Source organism: Agromyces italicus DSM 16388, assembly GCF_000421545.1.
In the GTDB taxonomy this organism is placed as follows: Bacteria; Actinomycetota; Actinomycetes; order Actinomycetales; family Microbacteriaceae; genus Agromyces; species Agromyces italicus.
Map to the genome: position 1 here is coordinate 37,571 of NZ_ATXF01000008.1, position 19,857 is coordinate 57,427.

Sequence of the window (19,857 nt, forward strand, 5' to 3'; positions counted from 1 at the left end):
CGCGGAGGGCCGTGCGTGCTGCTGCGCTCACGCCCGCGACGGAGTAGCGTCGCAGCCATGGCCGGCGACGCGATCGAACTCACTGTTCCTGGACCGCACGGCGATCGGGCCGTGCGGCTCTCCAGCCCGACACGCGTGATCTGGCCCGAAGCCGGAGTCACCAAGCGCGAACTCGCGGAGTACCTCGTGGCCGTCGGCGAGGCCTTCATCGAGGCGAACGGCGACCGCCCGGTCTCACTTCAGCGCTTCCCCGGCGGCATCGACGGCGAACAGTTCTTCTCGAAGAACCCACCCAAGGGCGCCCCCGAGTGGGTGCGCGCCGTCACCGTCACGTATCCGAGCGGGCGACGGCATCCTCAGCTCGTGCTCGACGAGCCCGCCGCCGCCGTCTGGGCTGCGCAGATGAACACGATCGTCTTCCATCCCTGGGCGTCGCGCGCCGATCGCCCCGACCTCCCCGACGAACTTCGCATCGATCTCGACCCGCAGCCGGGCACGGGCTTCACCGAGGCGGTGCCCGTGGCGTTCGCCCTCCGCGAACTCCTCGAGGAGGTCGGTCTCACCGGGTACGTCAAGAGCTCGGGCAGCCGGGGCATTCATGTCTTCGCGCCGATCGAGTCCGAGCACGAGTTCCTCGACGTCCGCCACGCCGTGATCGCCCTGGGCCGTGAACTCGAGCGCCGCCTGCCCGACGAGGTGACGACGAACTGGTGGAAGGAGGAGCGAGGCGATCGCATCTTCATCGACTACAACCAGGCGAACCGCGACCGCACGATGGCGGGGGCCTACAGCCCGCGACCGACGCCCGCGGCGACCGTCTCCTGCCCGCTCGAGTGGAGTGAGCTCGAGCGCACCGACCCGACCCGGCACACGGTGCGCACGGTGCCGGCCCGTCTCGCCGAACGCGGCGACCCGTGGGCGGGAATGCACGACCGACCCGGTCGTATCGACACCCTGCTCGAGTGGTGGCGACGCGACCTCGACGACGGGCTCGGCGAGCTGCCGTTCCCGCCCGACTTCCCGAAGATGCCGGGGGAGCCGATGCGCGTGCAGCCGAGCCGGGCGAAGAAGGTCGACGACGACTCAGCCGGGTGACGGCGCGCCGGTGTCGCGGCCGAGGGCTGCCGCCGTGGCGTAGTCGGGGATCGCGAGCGCCGTCGCTCCCGGCGTGGCACCGCGACGGACGTCCTCCAGCACCGTGCCGAGCGAAGCGAGGGCGGCACGGAACAGGAGCGATCCGGTGCTCACCCGCGCAACGCCGAGTCCGCCGAGCTCACGGAGACTCCGGCCTGGTTGCGCGAGCACGTTCAGCGGCGCGGGGAGGGCGTCGGCGAGCACAGCGATGGTGCCGTCGCTCAGGGAGCCCGGCACGAAGACACCGGATGCGCCGGCGTCGAGGTAGCGTTGCGCCCGGTCGAGCGTCTCCCGCGTTCGAGTCGCGGCAGCGGCCCGCGAGGCGGCCGGGATCGGATCGACCCAGAAGGCGTCGGTGCGCGCGTTGAGGTACAGCGTGGGAGCCGCAGCGGCGACGGCGGCCACTTTCGCGGCGAATCTCGCTGGGTCGACCAGTCGGCCCTCGGCGCTCGAATCCTCGAGGTTGACGCCGACCACGCCCGAGCCGGCGAGCTCCGCCACGAGTTCGGCGACCGCGACGGGGTCCTCGGAGAACCCCGACTCCAGGTCGACGGTGACGGTGATCCCTGCCGAGGTGAGGCGGCGCGAGAGCGCGATCGTGTCAACGAGCGTCGCGCCGGTCCCGTCTTCTACTCCGGCGGCGACGGCGACGCCGAGGCTCGTCGTCCCGACGACCTCGGCGCCCTGCTCGACGAGCCATCGTGCGGAGGCGAGGTCCCACGCGTTCGGCAGGAGCAGGGGATCGCCCGCCCGGTGGAGCTCGCGAAACCGGGCGGTGCTCAGCATGCGGGCTCCCGGAGCGCGTCGACGACCCCGGTGGCGATCGCGACGGCGTGCGCCGACGCGGGGCAGCGGCGCACGCCCGCGCCGAAGGCGAGCAGGCGCGGCGGCGCGCCCGGTGCGGCATCGCGGTCGGGGCCGTCGAGTCGGAGTTCGACGAGGCGATCGGCGTCGTGGGGTGCCGGCGCTTGGTCGGACGGCGTCGAGCGCTCGTCCGACGACGCGACCCTCCGGGTGGCGGTGACCGGCGGGGTGTCGCGGAGCGCGGCGTCGATCAGCTCCGCGGTCGTCGCATCGGTCGCCGCGACCGCTCGGCGAAGCACTGAGGTGATGAGTCCGTTCGTCGCGGCGTGGGCCTGTACGAGCAGCTGCGCGTCGAGCTCGGGGCGGCATGCTGATGCGCTCGCACCGACCAGCCGCTCCGCAGCCACGTCCACGCGGGATTCATCGGCGACGTCGACGATCCCGGACGCGTAGGGCCCGGCGAGCATCGCAGCGTTCTCGGGCGCCGACTCCGGGTTCGCTACGCCCAGCGCAGCTGCGAGGGTCCTGACCGGGATCCGCCGTGAGATCTCCGAAGGGTCTACTCCTGCGGCGAGTGCCTCCCGCGCCAGTGCGCCTGCGTCGAGCGCGAGCCGCGCGGGATCGAGCTCGGCGAGGCGTGCTTCGAGCACGGCACGGCGCTCGTCGTGCGCGGGGCCGTTGACGAATCGGGATGCCTCGTTCCGCAGCCGCTCGAACGGGCTCGTGCCGGGCGCGGCCTCGGGAACGCGCCAGTCCGGGTCGTCGAGGATTCGGGCGACGTCGGACCGATCGTGGATCACTGGCATGCTCCGATGCTATGACGCGGGCCCTTCGCCGCGCATCGAAGTGTCCTCGTCGTATGGTGTCTGCATGGACGGTGATGCCGATCTCTCACTCCCAGCCCGCTTGATGGGCGAACCGGCGCGCGCGGCGATGCTCGTCGCCCTGCTCGACGGTCGGGCACTCCCGGCGGGCGAGCTCGCAGCGGTCGCGCGGGTGTCGGCGGCGACGGCGAGCGCCCATCTCGCGAAACTCATCGACGGAGGGCTCCTCCGCGTCCGGTCGCTCGGCCGACACCGCTACTTCGAGCTCGCCGGGCCGGAGGTCGCTGACGCCGTCGAGTCGCTGCAACGGCTCGGCCCGCGCCGGCCGGTGTCCTCGTATGCGCAGTCCGCGACCGCGCGGCGGCTGGCGGAGGCGAGGTCGTGTTACGACCACCTGGCCGGCCGGGTCGCCCTCGAACTCGCCGATCGCCTCGTCGCTGAACGGGCGATCGCGCCCCTCGAGGCGGGTGCGCATGGCGAGGTCCTCGCGACCGACGGTCCGCTCGCCCGCCGGCTGCGCCTCGAGGAGGCGCCGCCGCCGGGCCGCCGTCCCGCAGTGCGCGGGTGCCTCGACTGGACCGAGCGGCGAGCGCACCTCGCCGGAGCGCTCGGGGCGCACGTGCTGGAGGTGCTGCTCGTCGACGGCTGGGTCGCCCGGGTGCCTGGCGACCGATCGCTGCGCGTCACCGACGGGTTCCGGGCGGTGCTCGAACGCTGAGTCGAGCACCGGCGCGCGCGCCCGACCGACTGCGGGGGTCGGCCCGCCGATCAGATCTCGATGCCGCGCTGCCTGCGCGCCGGGTGCGGCGCCCCGTGCACCTCGCGGTGCAGGCGTTCCATCCGGGTGTCGAGTTCGGCGGCGGTGTGCGCCGCGTCCGTGAGCCCGTCCAGGAGCTCCTGCGGCACCTGACGGTCGTACTTGTAATAGATCTTGTGCTCGAGACTCGCCCAGAAGTCCATGGCGATCGTGCGGATCTGCACCTCGACCGCGACCGGGTGCGGACCCGTCGAGAGGAACACGGGCACCTCGACGATGACGTGCAGGCTCTGGTAGCCGTTCGGCTTCGGATCCTTGATGTAGTCCTTGACCTTGAGCACGCGGATGTCGCGCTGCGCGGTGAGCAGCTCGAAGATGCGGTAGGCGTCGGAGACGAAGCTGCAGGTGACCCGCACCCCGGCGATATCGGTCACGGTCTCGCGGATCGTGTCGAAGCTCGGCTCGACGCCCTTGCGGGCCATCTTCTCGATCACGCTGTCGAGGCTCTTCAATCGGCTCGAGATGTGCTCGATCGGGTTGTAGTCGTGCGTCTGGCTGAACTCCTCCCGCAGGATGGAGAGCTTCGTGATCACCTCGTCCATGCCGAACTTGTAGCGCAGCATGAAGCGCTCCGTCTCGTCGCGGAGGGCGCGCATCTCGTCGAGCGTCTGCCCGTCGATCGTCTCGAGCGTGCGTTGTGCACGTGCGGTCAGCATGGTGGGCGTGTCGGGATGCCTCGTGGGACGAGTGCCATCGAGCGGAGTCACCTGCCACACCGTATGCGGTGAAACTCTGCGTTCCCTTTGATTCTCCGCGGCGTTCGCCCGGAGCGGAGCGCGGGAACCTGCCGGGGCGAGTGCTGCTCAGCTCACGGCGTCGACGTACCGCCACCGTCCGTCGGTCCGGTCGAAACGACTCACCTCGCGCTGCTCGCCTCGCTCGCCGTCATGGCGGTAGTACGCCGCGAACTCGACGATCCCGTCATGGTCGAGCGGCCCCCCGCGCTCGATGCGCATGATGTCGAGCCGGTACCAGCGGATCGACGGGTCGAGCTCGAGGTCGGCGGGCCGAGTCGACGGATGCCACGTGCTGAGCAGGTAGTCCGCGTCGCCGGTCACGAACGCGGTGTAGCGAGAGCGCATCAGCTGGACCGCGGTCGGCGCGGGGGACTCGCCGGCGAGGTGTCGGCGGCAGCACTCGCCGAAACTCAGGCCGCTGAGGCACGGGCAGCGTTCGCCCGGGTCGGGAGCGGGGAAACGAGTGGGGACTGCCTCCGGCATCCACCCAGTATCGCGTGCGCGGCCGCGCGCTCGCCGCAGGCCGCCCATGAACCGCACAGGCAGAACTGAGGATCTGTTCAGATTCGACGGGCAGAGTGTCTGACTTGTGCCGTGCTCGGGGCCGTTCCCCTGACCGAAAGCCAGATGCCGAGCAGCTTCAGAACTCATGCGAAACCAGACTTCCCCCACCTCAGACACCTCCGCAGCCGAACTCCCCGAGCACGCCCGCCGCACGAACCGTCGTCGCCGCGCCACTCGCCGCCGACTGCTCGCCGCCGGCGCCGTCGCCGGGATCGCGCTGATCGTCGGCACCGGATTCACGGTCCAGTCGGCGGTCGCCACTCAGGCGAGCATCGACGCGACCACCGCCCTCACCGAGGGGAGCGGGGTGCATTCCGAGCAGCTCGGCGCCTACAGCGCGATCGCCGAGGCGCGCACCCGAGCCGATGCCGAGGACACGATCTCCGCGGCGAACGCGACACTGGCGGCCGTCGACGGCAAGGCGGACACCGCGGGCCTCGCCGCGTCCGTGGCCTCCCTCGGCGACTACGAGGTGCTCGGCGTCGACGAGATCGTCGACCTCGCCAAGCAGACGCGAGCCGAGGCCGCGAAGGCGGCCGCAGCGGCCGACGAGTACGACCGGGCCCAGGCGGCGAAGGCGAAGCAGGCGGCCGAGGCGCTCGCGCGGGCAAACACGCCCGACGGCGCGAAGGCCATCGCCCGCGAGATGGCGGCGTCGAAGTACGGCTGGGGCGATGGCGAGTTCCAGTGCCTCGTGCAGCTGTGGCAGAAGGAGTCGGGCTGGTCGTACACCGCCTACAACGCCTCGAGCGGCGCAACGGGCATCCCCCAGTCGCTTCCCGGCAGCAAGATGGCGAGCGCCGGCGCCGACTGGCAGACCAATGCCGCCACCCAGGTCGCCTGGGGCCTCGACTACATCGCGCGCGGCTACGGCAGCCCGTGCGGCGCGTGGGGGCACTCGCAGTCCGTCAACTGGTACTGAGCTCGATCAGTCGAGCCTGGGATCGAGCAGCACCCGCCGCTCGGGGTGACGATCGAACCACTCGCCCACGTACCAGCAGCTCGGCACGATGTGCCGGTCGGAGTTCGCCTCGACATCGTCGACCGCGAACCGCACGACCTCGGCCGCGAGCCCGCCGCCGCGGTAGCTCGGGTTCGTGAATGTCCGGGTGAAGGCGACGGCATCGCCGAGCACCCGGTAGTCGAGCACGCTCGCGACCGTGCCGCCGATGCGGAGCACGTATCGACGGGCATCGGGTTCGTGGCTGAGTTCCTGCTGCACGACTTCAGGCTACGCCTGGCGCACGCGCCCGCTGCCGCTCCGCGTCGACGGACGAGGAGGGGAGTCACCGGCCGCGGAGTCGCTCGAGGTCACGCCGCTCGCGCTTGGTCGGACGACCCGCGCCGCGATCGCGCGCGACGACCGCCGCAGTCTCCTCGCGCGGGGGAGGAGCGGGCGTGCGGTCCTCGGCGGCTTCGGCCGCCAGCGTCGCCGAGACGCGCTTGGCGATCGTGCGCCGCACCACGAGCCGCTGGTCGAATCCGGCGATCCGCACCCGGACCTCGTCGCCGGGTCGCACCGGCTGCGCCGCCTTCACCCGGTCGCCGTTGACCCGCACATGCCCGGCTCGGCATGCCGCCGTCGCGGCCGACCGGGTCTTGAAGCGTCGAACCGCCCACAGCCAGGCGTCGATGCGCACCGGAGCCTGTTCGTCCATGTGCCAAGCCTACGACCGCGACGACGCAGGGCGGCGGGTGCGTCATGCTGGAGTCATGGTGGGAGCGAGCGGCGACGCCTGGGTCGAGGGCCCCGGCGGGGAGCGGTATTGGGGTCGATTCGGTGCGGCAGGGCTGCTCGCGCTCAGTCCGGCCGCGGAGGTCCTGCTGCAGCATCGCGCCGTGTGGAGTCATTTCGGTGGCACCTGGGGACTTCCCGGCGGTGCCAGGCACGAAGGGGAGTCGGCGGTCGATGCCGCCGTGCGCGAGGCTCGCGAAGAGGCGGGGGTTCCCCCGGAATCGCTCGCGGTGCGCTTCACGAGCACGCTCGACCTCGGGTACTGGTCGTACACGACGGTCGTCGCCGATGCCCTCGTGCGGTTCGCGCCGGTGGTGAGCGACCCCGAGAGCATCGAGCTGCGCTGGATCCCGGTCGACGAGGTCGAGGGGATGCCGCTGCATCCGAGATTCGCCGAGGCCTGGCCCCGACTGGCCGAACGGTTGCGGCGACGAGGCATCCCCGCCGACGGATAGGATCGACAGCGTGGCCGGGGAACGCGCTGGGGGCGGCGGTTCGGAGATCTGGACGATCCCGAACGTGCTCAGCATGCTCAGGCTCGCGCTCGTTCCGGTGTTCCTCGTGCTCATCGTCGCCGGCGACTATGTGCTCGCCCTCGTCGTGCTCGTCGTCGCGAGCCTCACCGATCTGCTCGACGGCTACCTCGCGAGACGGCTCGATCAGGTCACCCGACTCGGCCAGCTCCTCGACCCGGCCGCCGACCGGCTGTACATCTTCGCCGCGCTCGTCGGACTCGCCGCCCAAGAGCTCGTGCCGTGGTGGATCGTCGTCGTCATCGTTGCGCGCGACGTGTACCTCCTCGCCCTCGGCGTCGTGCTCGCGAACCACGGCTTCGGCCCGCTTCCGGTGCACCAACTCGGCAAGGTCGCGACGTTCGCCCTGTTCTTCGGGCTTCCGGTGATCATGCTGGGACTCGCGTTCCCGGTGGTCGCTCCCGTGAGCGAACCGATCGGTTGGGCGATCACCCTGTGGGGCGCATTCCTCTACTGGTGGGCCGGGGTCATCTACGCCATCGAAACGGCGCGGGTGATTCGTATGCCGCGGGTGGCAGGCGACGCGCGATCCGATACGCTTGAAGAGGGAGGTTAGCCGTGGTTGATTCCGACAACACTCAGGCAGGCGGGGCGAGCGAGGTGCCCGAGCAGGCTCACACCTCTTCGCAACCCGTCGTCGACGGCGTCGGCGACGCGACGATCGGGTTCAGCCGTGAGGCAGCTGCGCAGCTCGGTGCGATCGACGGCGACATCACCGCCGAAGAGCACGAGGCGATCGCCGCGCTGCCATCCGGCTCGGCCTTGCTGATCGTGCGCCGTGGCCCGAACACCGGCGCCCGGTTCCTGCTCGACACCGACGTCACGGTCGTGGGCCGGCACCCCGACGCCGAGATCTTCCTCGACGATGTCACGGTGTCGCGCAAGCACGCCGAGTTCGTTCGTCATCGCACCGCCTTCGAGGTCAAAGACCTGAGCTCGCTGAACGGCACCTACTTCGACGGGGTCCGCATCGAGACGGCGCTGCTCTCCGACGGCGCCGAAGTGCAGATCGGCAAGTTCCGTCTCACGTTCTACGCTTCCCGACGCGACCTGGCTCCGGTGGCGAGCGACTAGTGGCGAGCACCGCTGCGTCGTCGCGCGCGAGCGGCCGGGCACCACTTCTCGGCATCGGTCAGGTCCTCGCCCGGCTTCAGCCCGAATTCCCCGAGCTGACGCCGTCGAAACTGCGGTTCCTCGAAGAACAACGACTCGTCGCCCCCGCACGGACTGCTGCGGGGTACCGCAAGTTCTCGACGGCCGACGTCGAGCGGATCACCGTGGTGCTCTCGATGCAGCGCGACCACTATCTGCCGCTCAAGGTGATTCGCAGCCACCTCGAGGCGATCGACGCAGGCGAGACCCCGGCGCTGCCCGGGGCGACGAGCGGGAGCGACTTCCTCGGCGCCACGAAGCGGTACGGCCGCGGCGAACTCATCGCCGAAGCCGGGGCGAGCACGGGCTTGCTCGACGACGCCGTCTCGGCGTCGCTGCTGCCGGCGGCCGACCACTACGGCGAGGAGGCGCTCGGAGTGCTGCGTTCCCTCGTCGCGCTGCGGGCAGTGGGTATCGAGCCCCGTCACCTGCGCGGACTGCGTGCGGCGGCCGAACGCGAGGCGGCGCTCGTCGAGCGTGCGATCGCGCCGTCCCGCCGGGCCGATGCCGCCGACAAGGCCCGTGCCGCCGAGCGCGGGCGCGAACTCGCGGGGCACCTCGCCGCGGTGCATTCGAGCGTCGTCCGGGCGACCCTCGAAGGCCGCACTCGCTGATCGCGCGACACGCCGTGCCGATCGGCCCGATATGTTTGGCGGACGCCCCCCGCCTCGGTAGCGTGGAACTCGCGTCGTCGGGTGACGGAGCAGAAGAGGGGCGATTCGATGAGTGAGACCGTGCGCTCGCGCTACGACCTCGGCCTGCTGTTCACCGACGGTATGCCCGAGCACGACGACGGCACCGGGTACCGCGGAGCCATCGCCGCCCGTGCGGCCGGAATCAGCTACCGCCAGCTCGACTACTGGGCACGTACTCAGCTCGTCGAACCCACGGTTCGCGGCGCCGCCGGGTCGGGTTCGCAGCGTCTCTACGGCTTCCGCGACATCCTTGTGCTGAAGCTCGTGAAGCGACTGCTCGACACCGGCATCTCACTTCAGCAGATCCGCACCGCAGTCACCCAGCTTCGCGAGGCCGGGGTCGAAGACCTCGCCCAGACCACGCTGATGAGCGACGGCGCGAGCGTCTACCTCTGCACCTCCGACGACGAGGTCATCGACCTTGTGAACCGCGGTCAGGGCGTCTTCGGAATCGCCGTGGGCAAGGTGCTGCGCGAGGTCGAATCGACACTCGTCGAGCTCGACACGCAGCCCGCCGATCCGATGGACGAGTTGGCCGCACGCCGCGGTGCGAAGTCCCGCAAGATCTCCTGAGCAGGGCCAGACCCGCTCATTCGTCATACGGCGTCACACTCGGCGACCGATTTTCAACCGCGCCTCGGTCGTCGGTGCGTCAGATCGCGTGCGACTCGATCTCGGCGGGCAGCCCGGCGAAGTCGCCGATCCGCGCCGTGCGGAGCACCCGTTCGAGCAGCTGATCGAAGTTCGCCGACATCTCTTCGGCACTCTCGCCCGGCCACATATGGAGCGGCTTCGCGGCGCCCTGCGCCTGCTGCAGGGAGGTGCGCTCGGGCAGCTGCGGTGAGAGCACCAGCGGGCCGAACATGTCTCGCAGCTCCTTGATGCGGAACTGGTGTTCGAGCGACTGCACGCGGGCACGGTTCACGATGATGCCGAGCGGCTGGAGCCTGGGGGAGAGGCCGCGGCGGATCTCCTCGATGGCGCGCAGGGCACGATCGGCCGCAGCCACCGAGAACAGGCCCGGCTCGGTGACGACGGCCACGCGGTCGCTCGCGGCCCACGCGGTGCGGGTGAGCGCGTTGAGCGACGGGGCGCAGTCGATGAGCACGAGCTCGTAGTCGGCCTCGACGTTGGCGAGCGCCTCCTCGAGCTTCCAGATGTCGCGGATCGACGGGTGCGGCCCGTCGAAGTTGATGGCCGACGGACTGCCGATCATGACGTCGATCGTCGACTGCGGGTTCTGCCGCGACCAGCCGCTCGGGGCGATCGCCGACCGGACGATCTTCTCCTTCGGCGAGGCCAGCACGTCGGCGACGTTCAGGTGGCCGGCGACCTGGATGTCCATACCGGTCGAGACATCGGACTGCGGGTCGAGATCGACGACGAGGGTCCGGACGCCGCGGGCGAAGGCCGCCGACGCGAGTCCGAGCGTGACGGTGGTCTTGCCGACGCCGCCTTTCAGGGAGCTGACGGAGAGAACGTGCACGACCGATACGTTACCTTTACTACTCGGGCGATACCTAAACGTTCGCTGTGCGGATTCGGTTCGGAAAGGCTTGCATGTTCACGAAGATCCTGGTTGCCAATCGCGGTGAGATCGCCATCCGTGCGTTCCGCGCCGCCGTCGAGCTCGGTGCGAAGACGGTCGCGGTCTATCCGTTCGAGGACCGCAACTCCCTGCACCGTCTGAAGGCCGATGAGGCGTACCAGATCGGCGAGCCGGGCCACCCGGTGCGGGCCTACCTCGACGTGTCGGAGATCATCCGCGTGGCGAAGGAGTCGGGCGCCGACGCGATCTACCCCGGCTACGGGTTCCTCTCCGAGAACCCCGAGCTCGCCCAGGCCGCGGCCGCGGCCGGCATCGCCTTCATCGGTCCGCCCAAGCATGTGCTCGAAATGGCCGGCAACAAGGTAACGGCGAAGGAGCACGCGATCGCCGCCGGCGTCCCCGTGCTGAAGTCGACGCCGCCCTCGCGCGACATCGAGGCGCTCATCGCCCAGGCCGACGAGGTCGGATTCCCGATCTTCGCCAAGGCCGTCGCCGGCGGCGGCGGTCGTGGCATGCGCCGTGTCGATGCCAAGCCAGAACTGCGAGCGGCGCTCGAAGAGGCGATGCGCGAAGCCGACAGCGCTTTCGGCGACCCCACCATGTTCCTCGAGCAGGCCGTGCTGCGTCCCCGCCACATCGAGGTGCAGGTGCTCGCCGACTCGAACGGCGAGACCGTGCACCTCTTCGAGCGCGACTGTTCCGTGCAGCGGCGCCACCAGAAGGTCATCGAGATCGCGCCGGCGCCGAACCTCTCCGACGAGATCCGTCAGTCGCTCTACCGCGACGCCATCGCCTTCGCCCGCTCGATCGGCTACGTCAACGCCGGAACCGTCGAGTTCCTGCTCGACACCGCGGGGGAGCGTGCGGGGGAGCACGTCTTCATCGAGATGAACCCGCGTATCCAGGTCGAGCACACCGTCACCGAAGAGGTGACCGACGTCGACCTCGTCGTCGCGCAGATGCGCATCGCCGCCGGGGCCTCGCTCACGGAGCTCGGCCTCGACCAGGACCAGATCCGACTGCGCGGCGCCGCGCTCCAGTGCCGGATCACCACCGAGGATCCCACGGCCGGCTTCCGCCCCGACACGGGCAAGATCACGACCTACCGCTCGCCAGGTGGAGCCGGGATCCGCCTCGACGGCGGAACGATCAATCCGGGCGCGCAGATCAGCCCGCACTTCGACTCGATGCTCGCGAAGCTCACCTGCCGGGGTCGCGACCATGTCGCCGCCGTCGCTCGCGCCAAGCGCGCCCTCGCCGAGTTCCGCATCCGCGGCGTCTCGACGAACATCCCGTTCCTCCAGGCCGTGCTCGAAGACCCGGCGTTCGTCGCAGGCGACCTCAGCACCTCCTTCATCGACGAACGCCCGCAGCTGCTCCGCGGCCGTGTGTCGAAGGACCGCGGCACGAAGATCCTCAACTGGCTCGCCGACGTCACGGTGAACCAGCCGAACGGCCCGGCGCCGATCAGCGTCAGCCCCGTCGAGAAGCTGCCCCCGCTCGACCTCACGACGCCCGTCCCCGACGGCTCGCGCCAGCGCCTGCTCGAGCTCGGCCCGACCGGCTTCGCCGCTGCGCTCCGCGCCCAGACTCCCCTCGCAGTGACCGAGACGACCTTCCGCGACGCGCACCAGTCGCTGCTCGCGACTCGCGTACGCACGAAGGACCTGATCGCCGTCGCACCGTACGTCGCCCGGCTCACGCCCGAACTGCTCTCGGTCGAGGCCTGGGGCGGCGCCACCTACGACGTCGCGCTCCGCTTCCTCGGCGAGGACCCGTGGGACCGCCTTGCGGCCCTGCGCGAGGTGCTGCCGAATGTGAACATCCAGATGCTGCTCCGTGGCCGCAACACGGTCGGCTACACCCCCTACCCGACCGAGGTCACCGATGCGTTCGTGCGCGAGGCGGCGGCGACGGGCGTCGACATCTTCCGCATCTTCGATGCGCTCAACGACGTCTCCCAGATGCGTCCGGCGATCGACTCCGTCCTCGCGACCGGGCACAGCATCGCCGAGGTCGCCCTCTGCTACACCGGCGACCTGCTCGACCCGGCCGAAGACCTCTACACCCTCGACTACTACCTGCGTCTCGCCGACCAGATCGTCGGCGCCGGTGCGCACGTGCTCGCCATCAAGGACATGGCGGGCCTGCTCCGTCCGGCCGCGGCGGCGAAGCTCGTGAGCGCCCTCCGCGAGCGTTTCGACGTGCCCGTGCACCTGCACACCCACGACACCGCGGGCGGCCAGCTCGCGACCCTCCTCGCCGCGAGCAACGCCGGCGTCGACGCCGTCGACGTGGCGAGCGCGCCGATGGCCGGCACGACGAGCCAGCCCTCGGCGTCCGCGCTCGTGGCGGCGCTCGCGCACACCGAGCGCGACACCGGCCTCTCGCTCGACGCGGTCAGCGACCTCGAGCCCTACTGGGAGGCCGTTCGACGCCTCTACAAGCCGTTCGAGTCGGGGCTTCCCGGCCCCACCGGCCGCGTGTACCACCACGAGATCCCGGGCGGCCAGCTCTCGAATCTGCGTCAGCAGGCCATCGCGCTGGGCCTCGCCGACGACTTCGAGCTCATCGAGGACATGTACGCGGCCGCCGACTCGATTCTCGGTCGCGTGCCGAAGGTGACGCCGTCGTCGAAGGTCGTCGGCGACCTCGCGCTGCACCTCGCGGCCGTCAAGGCCGATCCCGCCGACTTCGCGGCGAACCCCGAGAAGTACGACGTGCCCGATTCGGTGATCGGCTTCATGGCGGGCGAGCTCGGCGATCTGCCGGGCGGCTGGCCCGAGCCCTTCCGCACGAAGGTGCTCGCCGGCAAAGACGTGCGCGTCGGCGTGACCGAGCTCACGCCCGAGCAGCGCGCGGCGCTCGAGGCCGACAGCGCGACGCGCCGGGCGACGCTGAATTCGCTCCTCTTCCCGGCGCCGACCCGCCAGTTCGAGCAGATTCGCGAGCTCTTCGGCGATCTCTCGGTCCTCGACACTGCCGACTACCTCTATGGTCTGCGCCCGGGCGCCGAGCACGTCGTAGAGATCGCGAAGGGAGTCAAGCTGTACGCCGGCCTCGAGGCGATCGGCGAGGCCGACGACAAGGGCATGCGCACGGTCATGACGATCCTGAACGGGCAGCTCCGTCCGGTCTTCGTGCGCGACCGCAGCATCACGGTCGACGCGCGTACGGCCGAGAAGGCGGATGCCTCGCAGCCGGGCCAGATCGCGGCCCCGTTCTCGGGAGTGGTCACGCTGCAGGTCGAGGCCGGCACCGAGATCGCGGCCGGGCAGAGCGTGGCATCGATCGAGGCGATGAAGATGGAGGCCGCCATCACTTCGCCCCTCGCGGGGGTCGTGGAGCGCGTCGCCATCCCGAAGACCCAGCAGGTGGAGGCGGGTGATCTGCTCGTCGTCGTGCGTCCGCGCTAGGCTTGGCGTGGATCGGCACTGATGAGGAGGGGATTCGGTGGCTGAAGAGACGCATGAGACCGGGCCGGTGACACGGCGCGGCGTAGGGGTGCGCACGGGTCCGGTCGACCGTGTGGGCCCCACCACGACCGGCGCCCACGCGGCGGTGCCCGCACCCGACCTCGACCTCCGGGTCGACCTCCCGCCCGCGCCCGTGCGCGAGGTCCCCGAAGACGAGGTCGCCGTAGCGATTGACGACGTCTCGGTGAACCCCGGGGCGATCGGGGGCGGTGGCGACACGAGCACCCGTTCGGTCGAGGTCCTCGGCGCGGGTCTGTCCGGGGGCTCCTACCGCAGCGCTGCGCGTCGCGCGCCGTCGCCCTACAGCGCACTGCTCGCCGCCGACGCGACGAAGTCGGTCCGCGAGGTCGATCGAACCGCTCCGGCGGCGACCGGCGCAACCGAGGTCGTGGCGGCCGCCGGCGGCCGCCACGAGGTGGCGCTGCCGTCCGAGGTGCCCGAGGCACCGGAGTCGCTCACGGCCGATCGATTGATCGACCTCAATCGCACGACCCGCCCCGCGCCGCAGGGCGGGTTCAACCGGTTCCTCTACGAGGCATCCCTGCATCTCGTGAACCTCGGCGATTCGGCGAAGGCCCGTGCGCACAAGGCGATGAACCAGCGCATCCAGAAGCGATTCGAGGGCGGCGCGCGGTTCGTGCCGGTCCTCACCCGCAAGGGCGGCGTCGGCAAGACGACGATCACCGCGCTGCTCGGCATGGCCCTCGCCGACGCCCGCGACGACCGGATCATCGCGATCGATGCGAACCCCGATCGGGGCACCCTCGCCGAACGCGTCGACCGGCAGACCCGCGAGACGGTGCGCGACGTCGTCGCCAAGGCGTCGTCGATCGGCGGCTACACCGACTTCTCCCGGTTCGTCTCGCGCGACGAGACCCGGCTCGACATCCTCGCCTCCGACACCGACCCGACATTGTCCGAGGCGTTCGACGACAACGACTACAACGTCGTCGCCGGACTCGCGGCCAGGTACTACTCGCTCGTCCTGACCGACTGCGGCACCGGCATCGTCCACTCCGTCATGCGGGCGACGCTGCAGCGTGCCGACTCGATCGTGATCGTCTCGGGCGGCAGCGTCGACGAGGCGCGCCTCGCCTCAGAGACACTCACCTGGCTCGAGGCGAACGGCTACGGCGAACTCGTCCGCAACGCGGTCGTCGCGATCAACCTCGCGACGCAGGGCACGCACCTGGTGAAGGTCGACGAGATCGAAGCGCATTTCCAGTCGCGTGTCCGCGAGATCGTGCGCATCCCGTACGACCCCCAGCTCGCGGCCGGGTCCGTGGTCAACTGGCACGAACTGCGCCCGGTGACCCAGCACGCCGCCCGCGAACTCGCCGCCCTCGTGGTGGAAGGCCTGCCCGCCGAACGCGGGCACTGATCGGAGAACATTGCCAGAGCGTCCCATTCGCCTGTTCGGCGACCCCGTCTTGAAGACCGTCTCAGCCCCCGTCGAACAGGTCGATGATCGCGTGCGCGCACTCGTCGCCGACCTGATCGACAGCGTCCGGCTGCCGGGCAGGGCCGGGGTCGCGGCATCCCAGATCGGCGTGAACCTGCGCGCCTTCAGTTACAACATCGACGGCGAGGTCGGGTACGTCCTGAATCCCGAGCTCGTCGAGGTGTCGGGCGAGAAGGAGGCCATCGACGAGGGCTGTCTCTCGGTCCCCGGCCTGTGGAAGAAGACGCCGCGCTACCCGTTCGCGCGCGTGCGGGGCATCGACCTCGACGGCAACGAGATCGAGGTGTCCGGCACGGGCCTCATGGCCCAGGCGCTGCAGCACGAGACCGATCATCTCGACGGTCTGCTCTACCTCGATCGCCTCGAGAACGACGAGCGTCGCTCGGCCATGAAGGAGATCCGCGAGTCCGACTGGTTCTGACGACCGGCGTCGCGACCCTCAGCTTCTGTCGGAGTTCGGGCGCCATGGTCGCCTGACAGGACGTCTCGCGTCAGATCACCTGCAGAAGACGGGGTGATCGGGCTCGAAACGATGAAGCGCCCCGCGGAAGATCCGCGGGGCGCTTCATCGTGGGTCGCGTCAGCTGATGATCGAGTGGCCCTCGGTCGCCGGTGCGCCCGAGTACATCGCCTCGATGTGCGGGGCGAAGTCCTGCAGGATGACGTTCCGCTTGATGCTGAGCTTCGGCGTGAGGTGCCCGCTCTCTTCGGTCAGCTCGCTCGTGAGGATCGTGAACTTGCGGATCGACTCGGCCCTCGAGACGTTCTCGTTCGCCGCGTCGACGGCGCGCTGCACTTCGGCGAGCACGGCGGCGTTCGTCGAAGCCTCCTCGAGCGTCATACCGGCGTCTTCGCCGTTGTTGTTGAGCCAGACCGGGAGCATCTCGATATCGAGGGTGACGAGCGCAGAGATGAACGGCTTCTGGTCGCCGACCACGACGACCTGGCCGACGAGCGGGTTCGCGCGGATCGGGTCCTCGAGCGCGGCGGGAGCGACGTTCTTGCCGCCGGCCGTGACGATGATCTCCTTCTTGCGGCCGGTGATCGTCAGGAAGCCGTCGGCGTCGAAGGAGCCGATGTCGCCGGTCTTGAACCAATCGCCGTCGAAGGCCTCGGCGGTCGCCTCGGCGTTCTTCCAGTACTCCTTGAAGACCGAGATGCCCTTCGCCTGGATCTCGCCGTCCTCGGCGAGGCGGATCGCGTTGCCGGGCAGCGCAGGGCCGACCGTGCCGATCTTCGACTTCGAGGGCAGGTTCACGCTGACTGGCGCCGTGGTCTCGGTGAGGCCGTAGCCCTCGAGGATGGTGATCCCGAGGGCGTGGTAGAAGTGGCCGAGGCGCGGGCCGAGCGGCGCGGAGCCCGAGACGGCGTACTTGACGTTGCCGCCCATCGCGTCGCGGAGCTTCGAGAACACGAGCGCGTCGAACAGCTTGAACTTGAGCTTCAGGCCGAGCGGCACTTTGCCCTGCTCGAGGGCGATCGAGTACGCGACCGCCGTGTCGGCGGCGGTGCGGAAGATCTTGCCCTTGCCGCCGGCCTCGGCCTTCTGCTCGGAGACGTTGTACACCTTCTCGAACACCCGGGGGACGGCGAGGAGGAAGGTCGGCTTGAAGCTGCCGAGCGACGGGAGGAGCTGCTTCGTGTCGGGCTGGTGGCCGACACGAACACCGGCGTGCACGCAGAGCACCGCGATGAAGCGCGCGAAGACGTGTGCGAGGGTGATGAACAGCAGCGTCGAGGCGCCGTTCGGGTCGAGCACGACCTCGTCGAGGGCCACGGCGGAGTTGCGTGAGAGCTCGACGAAGTTCGAGTGGGTGAGCACGCAACCCTTCGGCTTGCCCGTCGATCCCGAGGTGTAGATGAGCGTCGCGATGTCATCGCCGTTCGCGAGCTTGCGTCGGCGCTCGATCTCGTCGTCGGGCACCTCGGTGCCGCCCGCCGCGAGCTTCTCGAGGTCGCCGAGATCGATCTGCCAGGTGTTGCGGATGCCCGGCAGTTCCGGGTGCACCTCGTCGAAGCGCGCGAAGTGGTCGGGAGTCTCGAGAATGATCGCGATGGCGCCCGAGTCGCTGAGGTTCCACCGCACCTGTGCGGGCGAACTCGTCTCGTAGACGGGCACGAGCACGGCTCCGGCGAACCACGTGGCGAAGTCGATCAGCGTCCACTCGTAGCTGGTCTTGGACATGAGGCCGATCTTGTCGCCGGGCTCGATGCCGGCGGCGACGAGACCCTTGGCGAGGGCGATGACCTGGTCGTAGAACTCGCGCGTCGTCACCGGCGACCAGCCGCCGTCGGCGGTGGGGCGCGAGAACAGCACCGAATCGGGCGTCGCCGCGAGCCGGTCGACGAGCAGGTCGGTGGTGTTCGCCGTGGGGTCTGGCGAGACCACGGCAGGCGTGGAGAATTCGGTCACGGTAGCTCCTTCGGCACCGGGAGGATCGCGCCCGGCTCGGGTACCTGCGCGACCTCGGCATTGGGGTCGATTACACTCTAGTCGTTGCTCGCGTGGCCATGGTCCCGGCACGAATCAGCCTCGAACCTCTTGTCTCAGAAAGGCGGCGCCCGCGTGCACGCGATCGGAATCGACATCGGGGGCACCAAGATCGCCGGAGCGGTCGTCGACGAACTCGGCGGCATCGTCCGCAGCGACCGGGTGCCGACACCGGCCGGCGACGCGGCCAGCCTCGAGAGCGCGGTCGTCGAGATGATCGAGGGCCTGCGCGCCGACGAGGAGATCGGCGCGGTCGGCGTCGCCGCCGCCGGCTTCATCGACGCGGCGCAGTCCACCGTCTACTACGCCCCCAACATCGACTGGCGCAACGAACCCTTCCGCGAGAAGCTCGAGGCCCGCGTCGGCGGCACCGTCGTCGTCGACAACGACGCGAACGCAGCCGGCTGGGCCGAGTTCCGCTTCGGGGCGGGGCGCCTCGTCAGCGACATGGTCATGCTCACGATCGGCACGGGCGTGGGCGGTGCGATCGTCGCGGGCGATCGTCTCTTCCGCGGCGGCTTCGGTGCCGGTGCCGAGCTCGGGCATCTCCGTGTGGTGCCCGGCGGCCTCGCGTGCGGTTGCGGTCAGCGCGGATGCCTCGAGCAGTACGGGTCCGGACGGGCGCTCCTGCGCATGGCCGGTGAGATCGCCGATGCAGGCGGGATCGGCCAGGCGCTCGCGCGCGCCCGGGCCGAGCAGGGCGAACTCGACGGCGCGCTCGTCGGCGGGCTCATCGCCGCGGGCGATCCCGGCGCCGTCGCGGCGCTGCGCCAGCTCGGGCACTGGCTCGGCGAGGCGGCGGCGAGCCTCTCGGCGGTGCTCGACCCGCAGCGCTTCGTCTTCGGCGGGGGCGTCGCGATCGCGGGCGAACTGCTGCTGGAGCCGATCCGCGAGGCCTATCTCGAGCACCTCCCGGCGCGCGGGTACCACCCCGAGCCCGACTTCGTCGTCGCCGAGCTCCAGAACGACGCCGGGGTCGTCGGCGCCGCCGACCTCGCCCGCGTCTGGGTCGCCGAGCACGCCTGAGCGGGCCGACGATAGGCTGATCGATGCGCCACGAGAAGGGAGCCGTGCGGTGTTCTACTGGATCATGAAGAACCTCGTGATCGGGCCGATCCTCCTCTCGATCTTCCGCCCGTGGGTGGTCGGGCTCGAGAACGTGCCCAAAGAGGGCGCCGTGGTGCTCGCGTCGAACCACCTCTCATTCATCGACTCCATCTTCCTTCCGCTCGTCGTCGACCGCCCGGTGGTGTTCCTCGCCAAGAGCGATTACTTCACGGGCAAGGGGCTCAAAGGCTGGGCGACCCGCGTGTTCTTCCAGGCGGCCGGCCAGTTGCCCATCGACCGCTCCGGCGGCAAGGCGTCCGAGGCATCCCTGAACACCGGTCTCCGCGTGCTCGCCGAGGGCAGCATCCTCGGCATCTATCCCGAGGGAACCCGCAGCCCCGACGGCAAGCTCTATCGGGGTCGCACGGGTGTCGCGCGAATGGTGCTCGAGTCGGGCGTGCCGGTCATTCCGGTGGCGATGATCGGCACCGAGCACGTCATGCCCATCGGCAAGCGGCTGCCGAAGGTGCGTCGCATCGGCATCATCGTCGGCGAGCCGATCGACTTCTCCCGTTTCGATGGGCTCGAGGGCGATCGCTTCGTGTTGCGTTCTGTGACCGACGAACTCGTCTACCGGCTCCGCGCGCTGAGCGACCAGGACTACGTCGACGTCTACGCGAGCTCGGTCAAGGAGCAGCGGGCCGCCCATTCGCGATAGGCTCGACGGGCGGCGGCGCGATCTGCGTCGCCGTTCCGCATCACGGCGCGCGAGCGCCCCGCACCCCTCAGGACACATCCGTGGTACAGCTTGTCGAGCCCTTCGTGAACGCAGATCCT

21 protein-coding genes are annotated in these 19,857 nt (G+C 70.1%); 13 read left to right on the plus strand and 8 right to left on the minus strand.

The genetic code is table 11. From position 1 onward, the window contains the following. Window positions 1-57: 57 nt before the first annotated feature. Window positions 58-1,095, plus strand: a complete 1,038-nt coding sequence (ligD, locus tag H516_RS0112675) for a non-homologous end-joining DNA ligase (protein WP_022890086.1) — start codon at window positions 58-60, stop codon at window positions 1,093-1,095. Here ligD and H516_RS19995 read toward each other — a convergent pair. Both H516_RS19995 and H516_RS20000 read right to left on the minus strand, forming a co-directional pair. Beyond that, the gene (locus tag H516_RS19995) at window positions 1,084-1,920 is read right to left on the minus strand and encodes an isocitrate lyase/PEP mutase family protein (protein ID WP_022890087.1); all 837 of its coding nucleotides are present in this window, start codon (window positions 1,918-1,920) and stop codon (window positions 1,084-1,086) included. The genes ligD and H516_RS19995 overlap by 12 nt on opposite strands. Next, complete coding sequence (locus tag H516_RS20000; protein WP_022890088.1) at window positions 1,914-2,744, minus strand: cytochrome P450 family protein; 831 nt, start codon at window positions 2,742-2,744, stop codon at window positions 1,914-1,916. Before H516_RS20000 ends, H516_RS19995 begins: the two co-directional genes overlap by 7 nt. A 64-nt stretch (window positions 2,745-2,808) precedes the next feature. Here H516_RS20000 and H516_RS0112690 point away from each other — a divergent pair, with 64 nt between their 5' ends. Beyond that, window positions 2,809-3,480, plus strand: a complete 672-nt coding sequence (locus H516_RS0112690; RefSeq protein WP_022890089.1) for an ArsR/SmtB family transcription factor — start codon at window positions 2,809-2,811, stop codon at window positions 3,478-3,480. 50 nt (window positions 3,481-3,530) lie between these two features. Here H516_RS0112690 and H516_RS0112695 read toward each other — a convergent pair whose 3' ends face one another. After that, on the minus strand, window positions 3,531-4,235 hold the full coding sequence (locus tag H516_RS0112695) for a GTP pyrophosphokinase (protein WP_022890090.1): 705 nt from the start codon (window positions 4,233-4,235) through the stop codon (window positions 3,531-3,533). Window positions 4,236-4,382: 147 nt separating this feature from the next. Further along, window positions 4,383-4,799 carry a YchJ family protein gene (locus tag H516_RS0112700; RefSeq protein WP_022890091.1) on the minus strand — a complete coding sequence of 139 codons (417 nt, stop codon included), beginning with the start codon at window positions 4,797-4,799 and terminating at the stop codon, window positions 4,383-4,385. A 166-nt stretch (window positions 4,800-4,965) separates the two neighbouring features. Here H516_RS0112700 and H516_RS0112705 point away from each other — a divergent pair, with 166 nt between their 5' ends. Next, window positions 4,966-5,802: an aggregation-promoting factor C-terminal-like domain-containing protein gene (locus H516_RS0112705; protein WP_022890092.1), complete on the plus strand. Its 837-nt coding sequence runs from the start codon at window positions 4,966-4,968 to the stop codon at window positions 5,800-5,802. A 6-nt stretch (window positions 5,803-5,808) separates the two neighbouring features. On the opposite strand, the gene H516_RS0112710 is transcribed toward H516_RS0112705, so the two are convergent. Both H516_RS0112710 and H516_RS0112715 read right to left on the minus strand, forming a co-directional pair. Beyond that, the gene (locus H516_RS0112710) at window positions 5,809-6,102 is read right to left on the minus strand and encodes a GNAT family N-acetyltransferase (protein ID WP_022890093.1); all 294 of its coding nucleotides are present in this window, start codon (window positions 6,100-6,102) and stop codon (window positions 5,809-5,811) included. A gap of 64 nt (window positions 6,103-6,166) precedes the next feature. Continuing rightward, on the minus strand, window positions 6,167-6,538 hold the full coding sequence (locus H516_RS0112715; RefSeq protein ID WP_022890094.1) for an RNA-binding S4 domain-containing protein: 372 nt from the start codon (window positions 6,536-6,538) through the stop codon (window positions 6,167-6,169). A 55-nt stretch (window positions 6,539-6,593) separates the two neighbouring features. Between H516_RS0112715 and H516_RS0112720 the strand changes: the two genes are divergently transcribed. From H516_RS0112720 to H516_RS0112740, 5 genes are all read left to right on the plus strand, one after another. Next, the gene (locus tag H516_RS0112720; RefSeq protein ID WP_022890095.1) at window positions 6,594-7,070 is read left to right on the plus strand and encodes an NUDIX domain-containing protein; all 477 of its coding nucleotides are present in this window, start codon (window positions 6,594-6,596) and stop codon (window positions 7,068-7,070) included. Between the two features lie 10 nt (window positions 7,071-7,080). Then, complete coding sequence (locus tag H516_RS0112725; RefSeq protein ID WP_022890096.1) at window positions 7,081-7,704, plus strand: CDP-alcohol phosphatidyltransferase family protein; 624 nt, start codon at window positions 7,081-7,083, stop codon at window positions 7,702-7,704. Between the two features lie 2 nt (window positions 7,705-7,706). Next, window positions 7,707-8,222, plus strand: coding sequence for an FHA domain-containing protein (locus H516_RS0112730; RefSeq protein ID WP_022890097.1), 516 nt, complete (start codon window positions 7,707-7,709; stop codon window positions 8,220-8,222). Then, window positions 8,222-8,914, plus strand: coding sequence for a transcriptional regulator FtsR (ftsR, locus tag H516_RS0112735; RefSeq protein WP_022890098.1), 693 nt, complete (start codon window positions 8,222-8,224; stop codon window positions 8,912-8,914). The genes H516_RS0112730 and ftsR overlap by 1 nt, the downstream gene beginning before the upstream one ends. A gap of 108 nt (window positions 8,915-9,022) precedes the next feature. Next, on the plus strand, window positions 9,023-9,568 hold the full coding sequence (locus H516_RS0112740; RefSeq protein WP_026378739.1) for a MerR family transcriptional regulator: 546 nt from the start codon (window positions 9,023-9,025) through the stop codon (window positions 9,566-9,568). Between the two features lie 79 nt (window positions 9,569-9,647). On the opposite strand, the gene H516_RS20005 is transcribed toward H516_RS0112740, so the two are convergent. Next, window positions 9,648-10,481: a ParA family protein gene (locus H516_RS20005; RefSeq protein ID WP_022890100.1), complete on the minus strand. Its 834-nt coding sequence runs from the start codon at window positions 10,479-10,481 to the stop codon at window positions 9,648-9,650. Window positions 10,482-10,555: 74 nt separating this feature from the next. Here H516_RS20005 and H516_RS0112750 point away from each other — a divergent pair, with 74 nt between their 5' ends. Genes H516_RS0112750 through def form a run of 3 tightly spaced genes read left to right on the plus strand, consistent with a single transcriptional unit; the run spans window position 10,556 to window position 15,903 of the window. After that, complete coding sequence (locus H516_RS0112750; protein ID WP_022890101.1) at window positions 10,556-13,960, plus strand: pyruvate carboxylase; 3,405 nt, start codon at window positions 10,556-10,558, stop codon at window positions 13,958-13,960. A gap of 37 nt (window positions 13,961-13,997) precedes the next feature. Next, complete coding sequence (locus H516_RS0112755; protein WP_084620691.1) at window positions 13,998-15,401, plus strand: MinD/ParA family ATP-binding protein; 1,404 nt, start codon at window positions 13,998-14,000, stop codon at window positions 15,399-15,401. Between the two features lie 10 nt (window positions 15,402-15,411). Continuing rightward, window positions 15,412-15,903 (plus strand): peptide deformylase, encoded by a 492-nt coding sequence (def, locus tag H516_RS0112760; protein WP_022890103.1) that lies wholly within the window; start codon window positions 15,412-15,414, stop codon window positions 15,901-15,903. Window positions 15,904-16,062: 159 nt separating this feature from the next. Here the strand turns inward: def and H516_RS0112765 are convergent, their stop codons facing one another. After that, window positions 16,063-17,895, minus strand: a complete 1,833-nt coding sequence (locus H516_RS0112765) for an AMP-dependent synthetase/ligase (protein ID WP_026378740.1) — start codon at window positions 17,893-17,895, stop codon at window positions 16,063-16,065. Between the two features lie 153 nt (window positions 17,896-18,048). Here H516_RS0112765 and H516_RS0112770 point away from each other — a divergent pair, with 153 nt between their 5' ends. Next, window positions 18,049-18,999 (plus strand): ROK family glucokinase, encoded by a 951-nt coding sequence (locus H516_RS0112770; protein WP_022890105.1) that lies wholly within the window; start codon window positions 18,049-18,051, stop codon window positions 18,997-18,999. 49 nt (window positions 19,000-19,048) lie between these two features. After that, a complete protein-coding gene (locus tag H516_RS0112775) occupies window positions 19,049-19,738 on the plus strand; it encodes a lysophospholipid acyltransferase family protein (protein ID WP_022890106.1) in 690 nt (229 codons plus the stop codon). Window positions 19,739-19,857 lie beyond the last annotated feature (119 nt).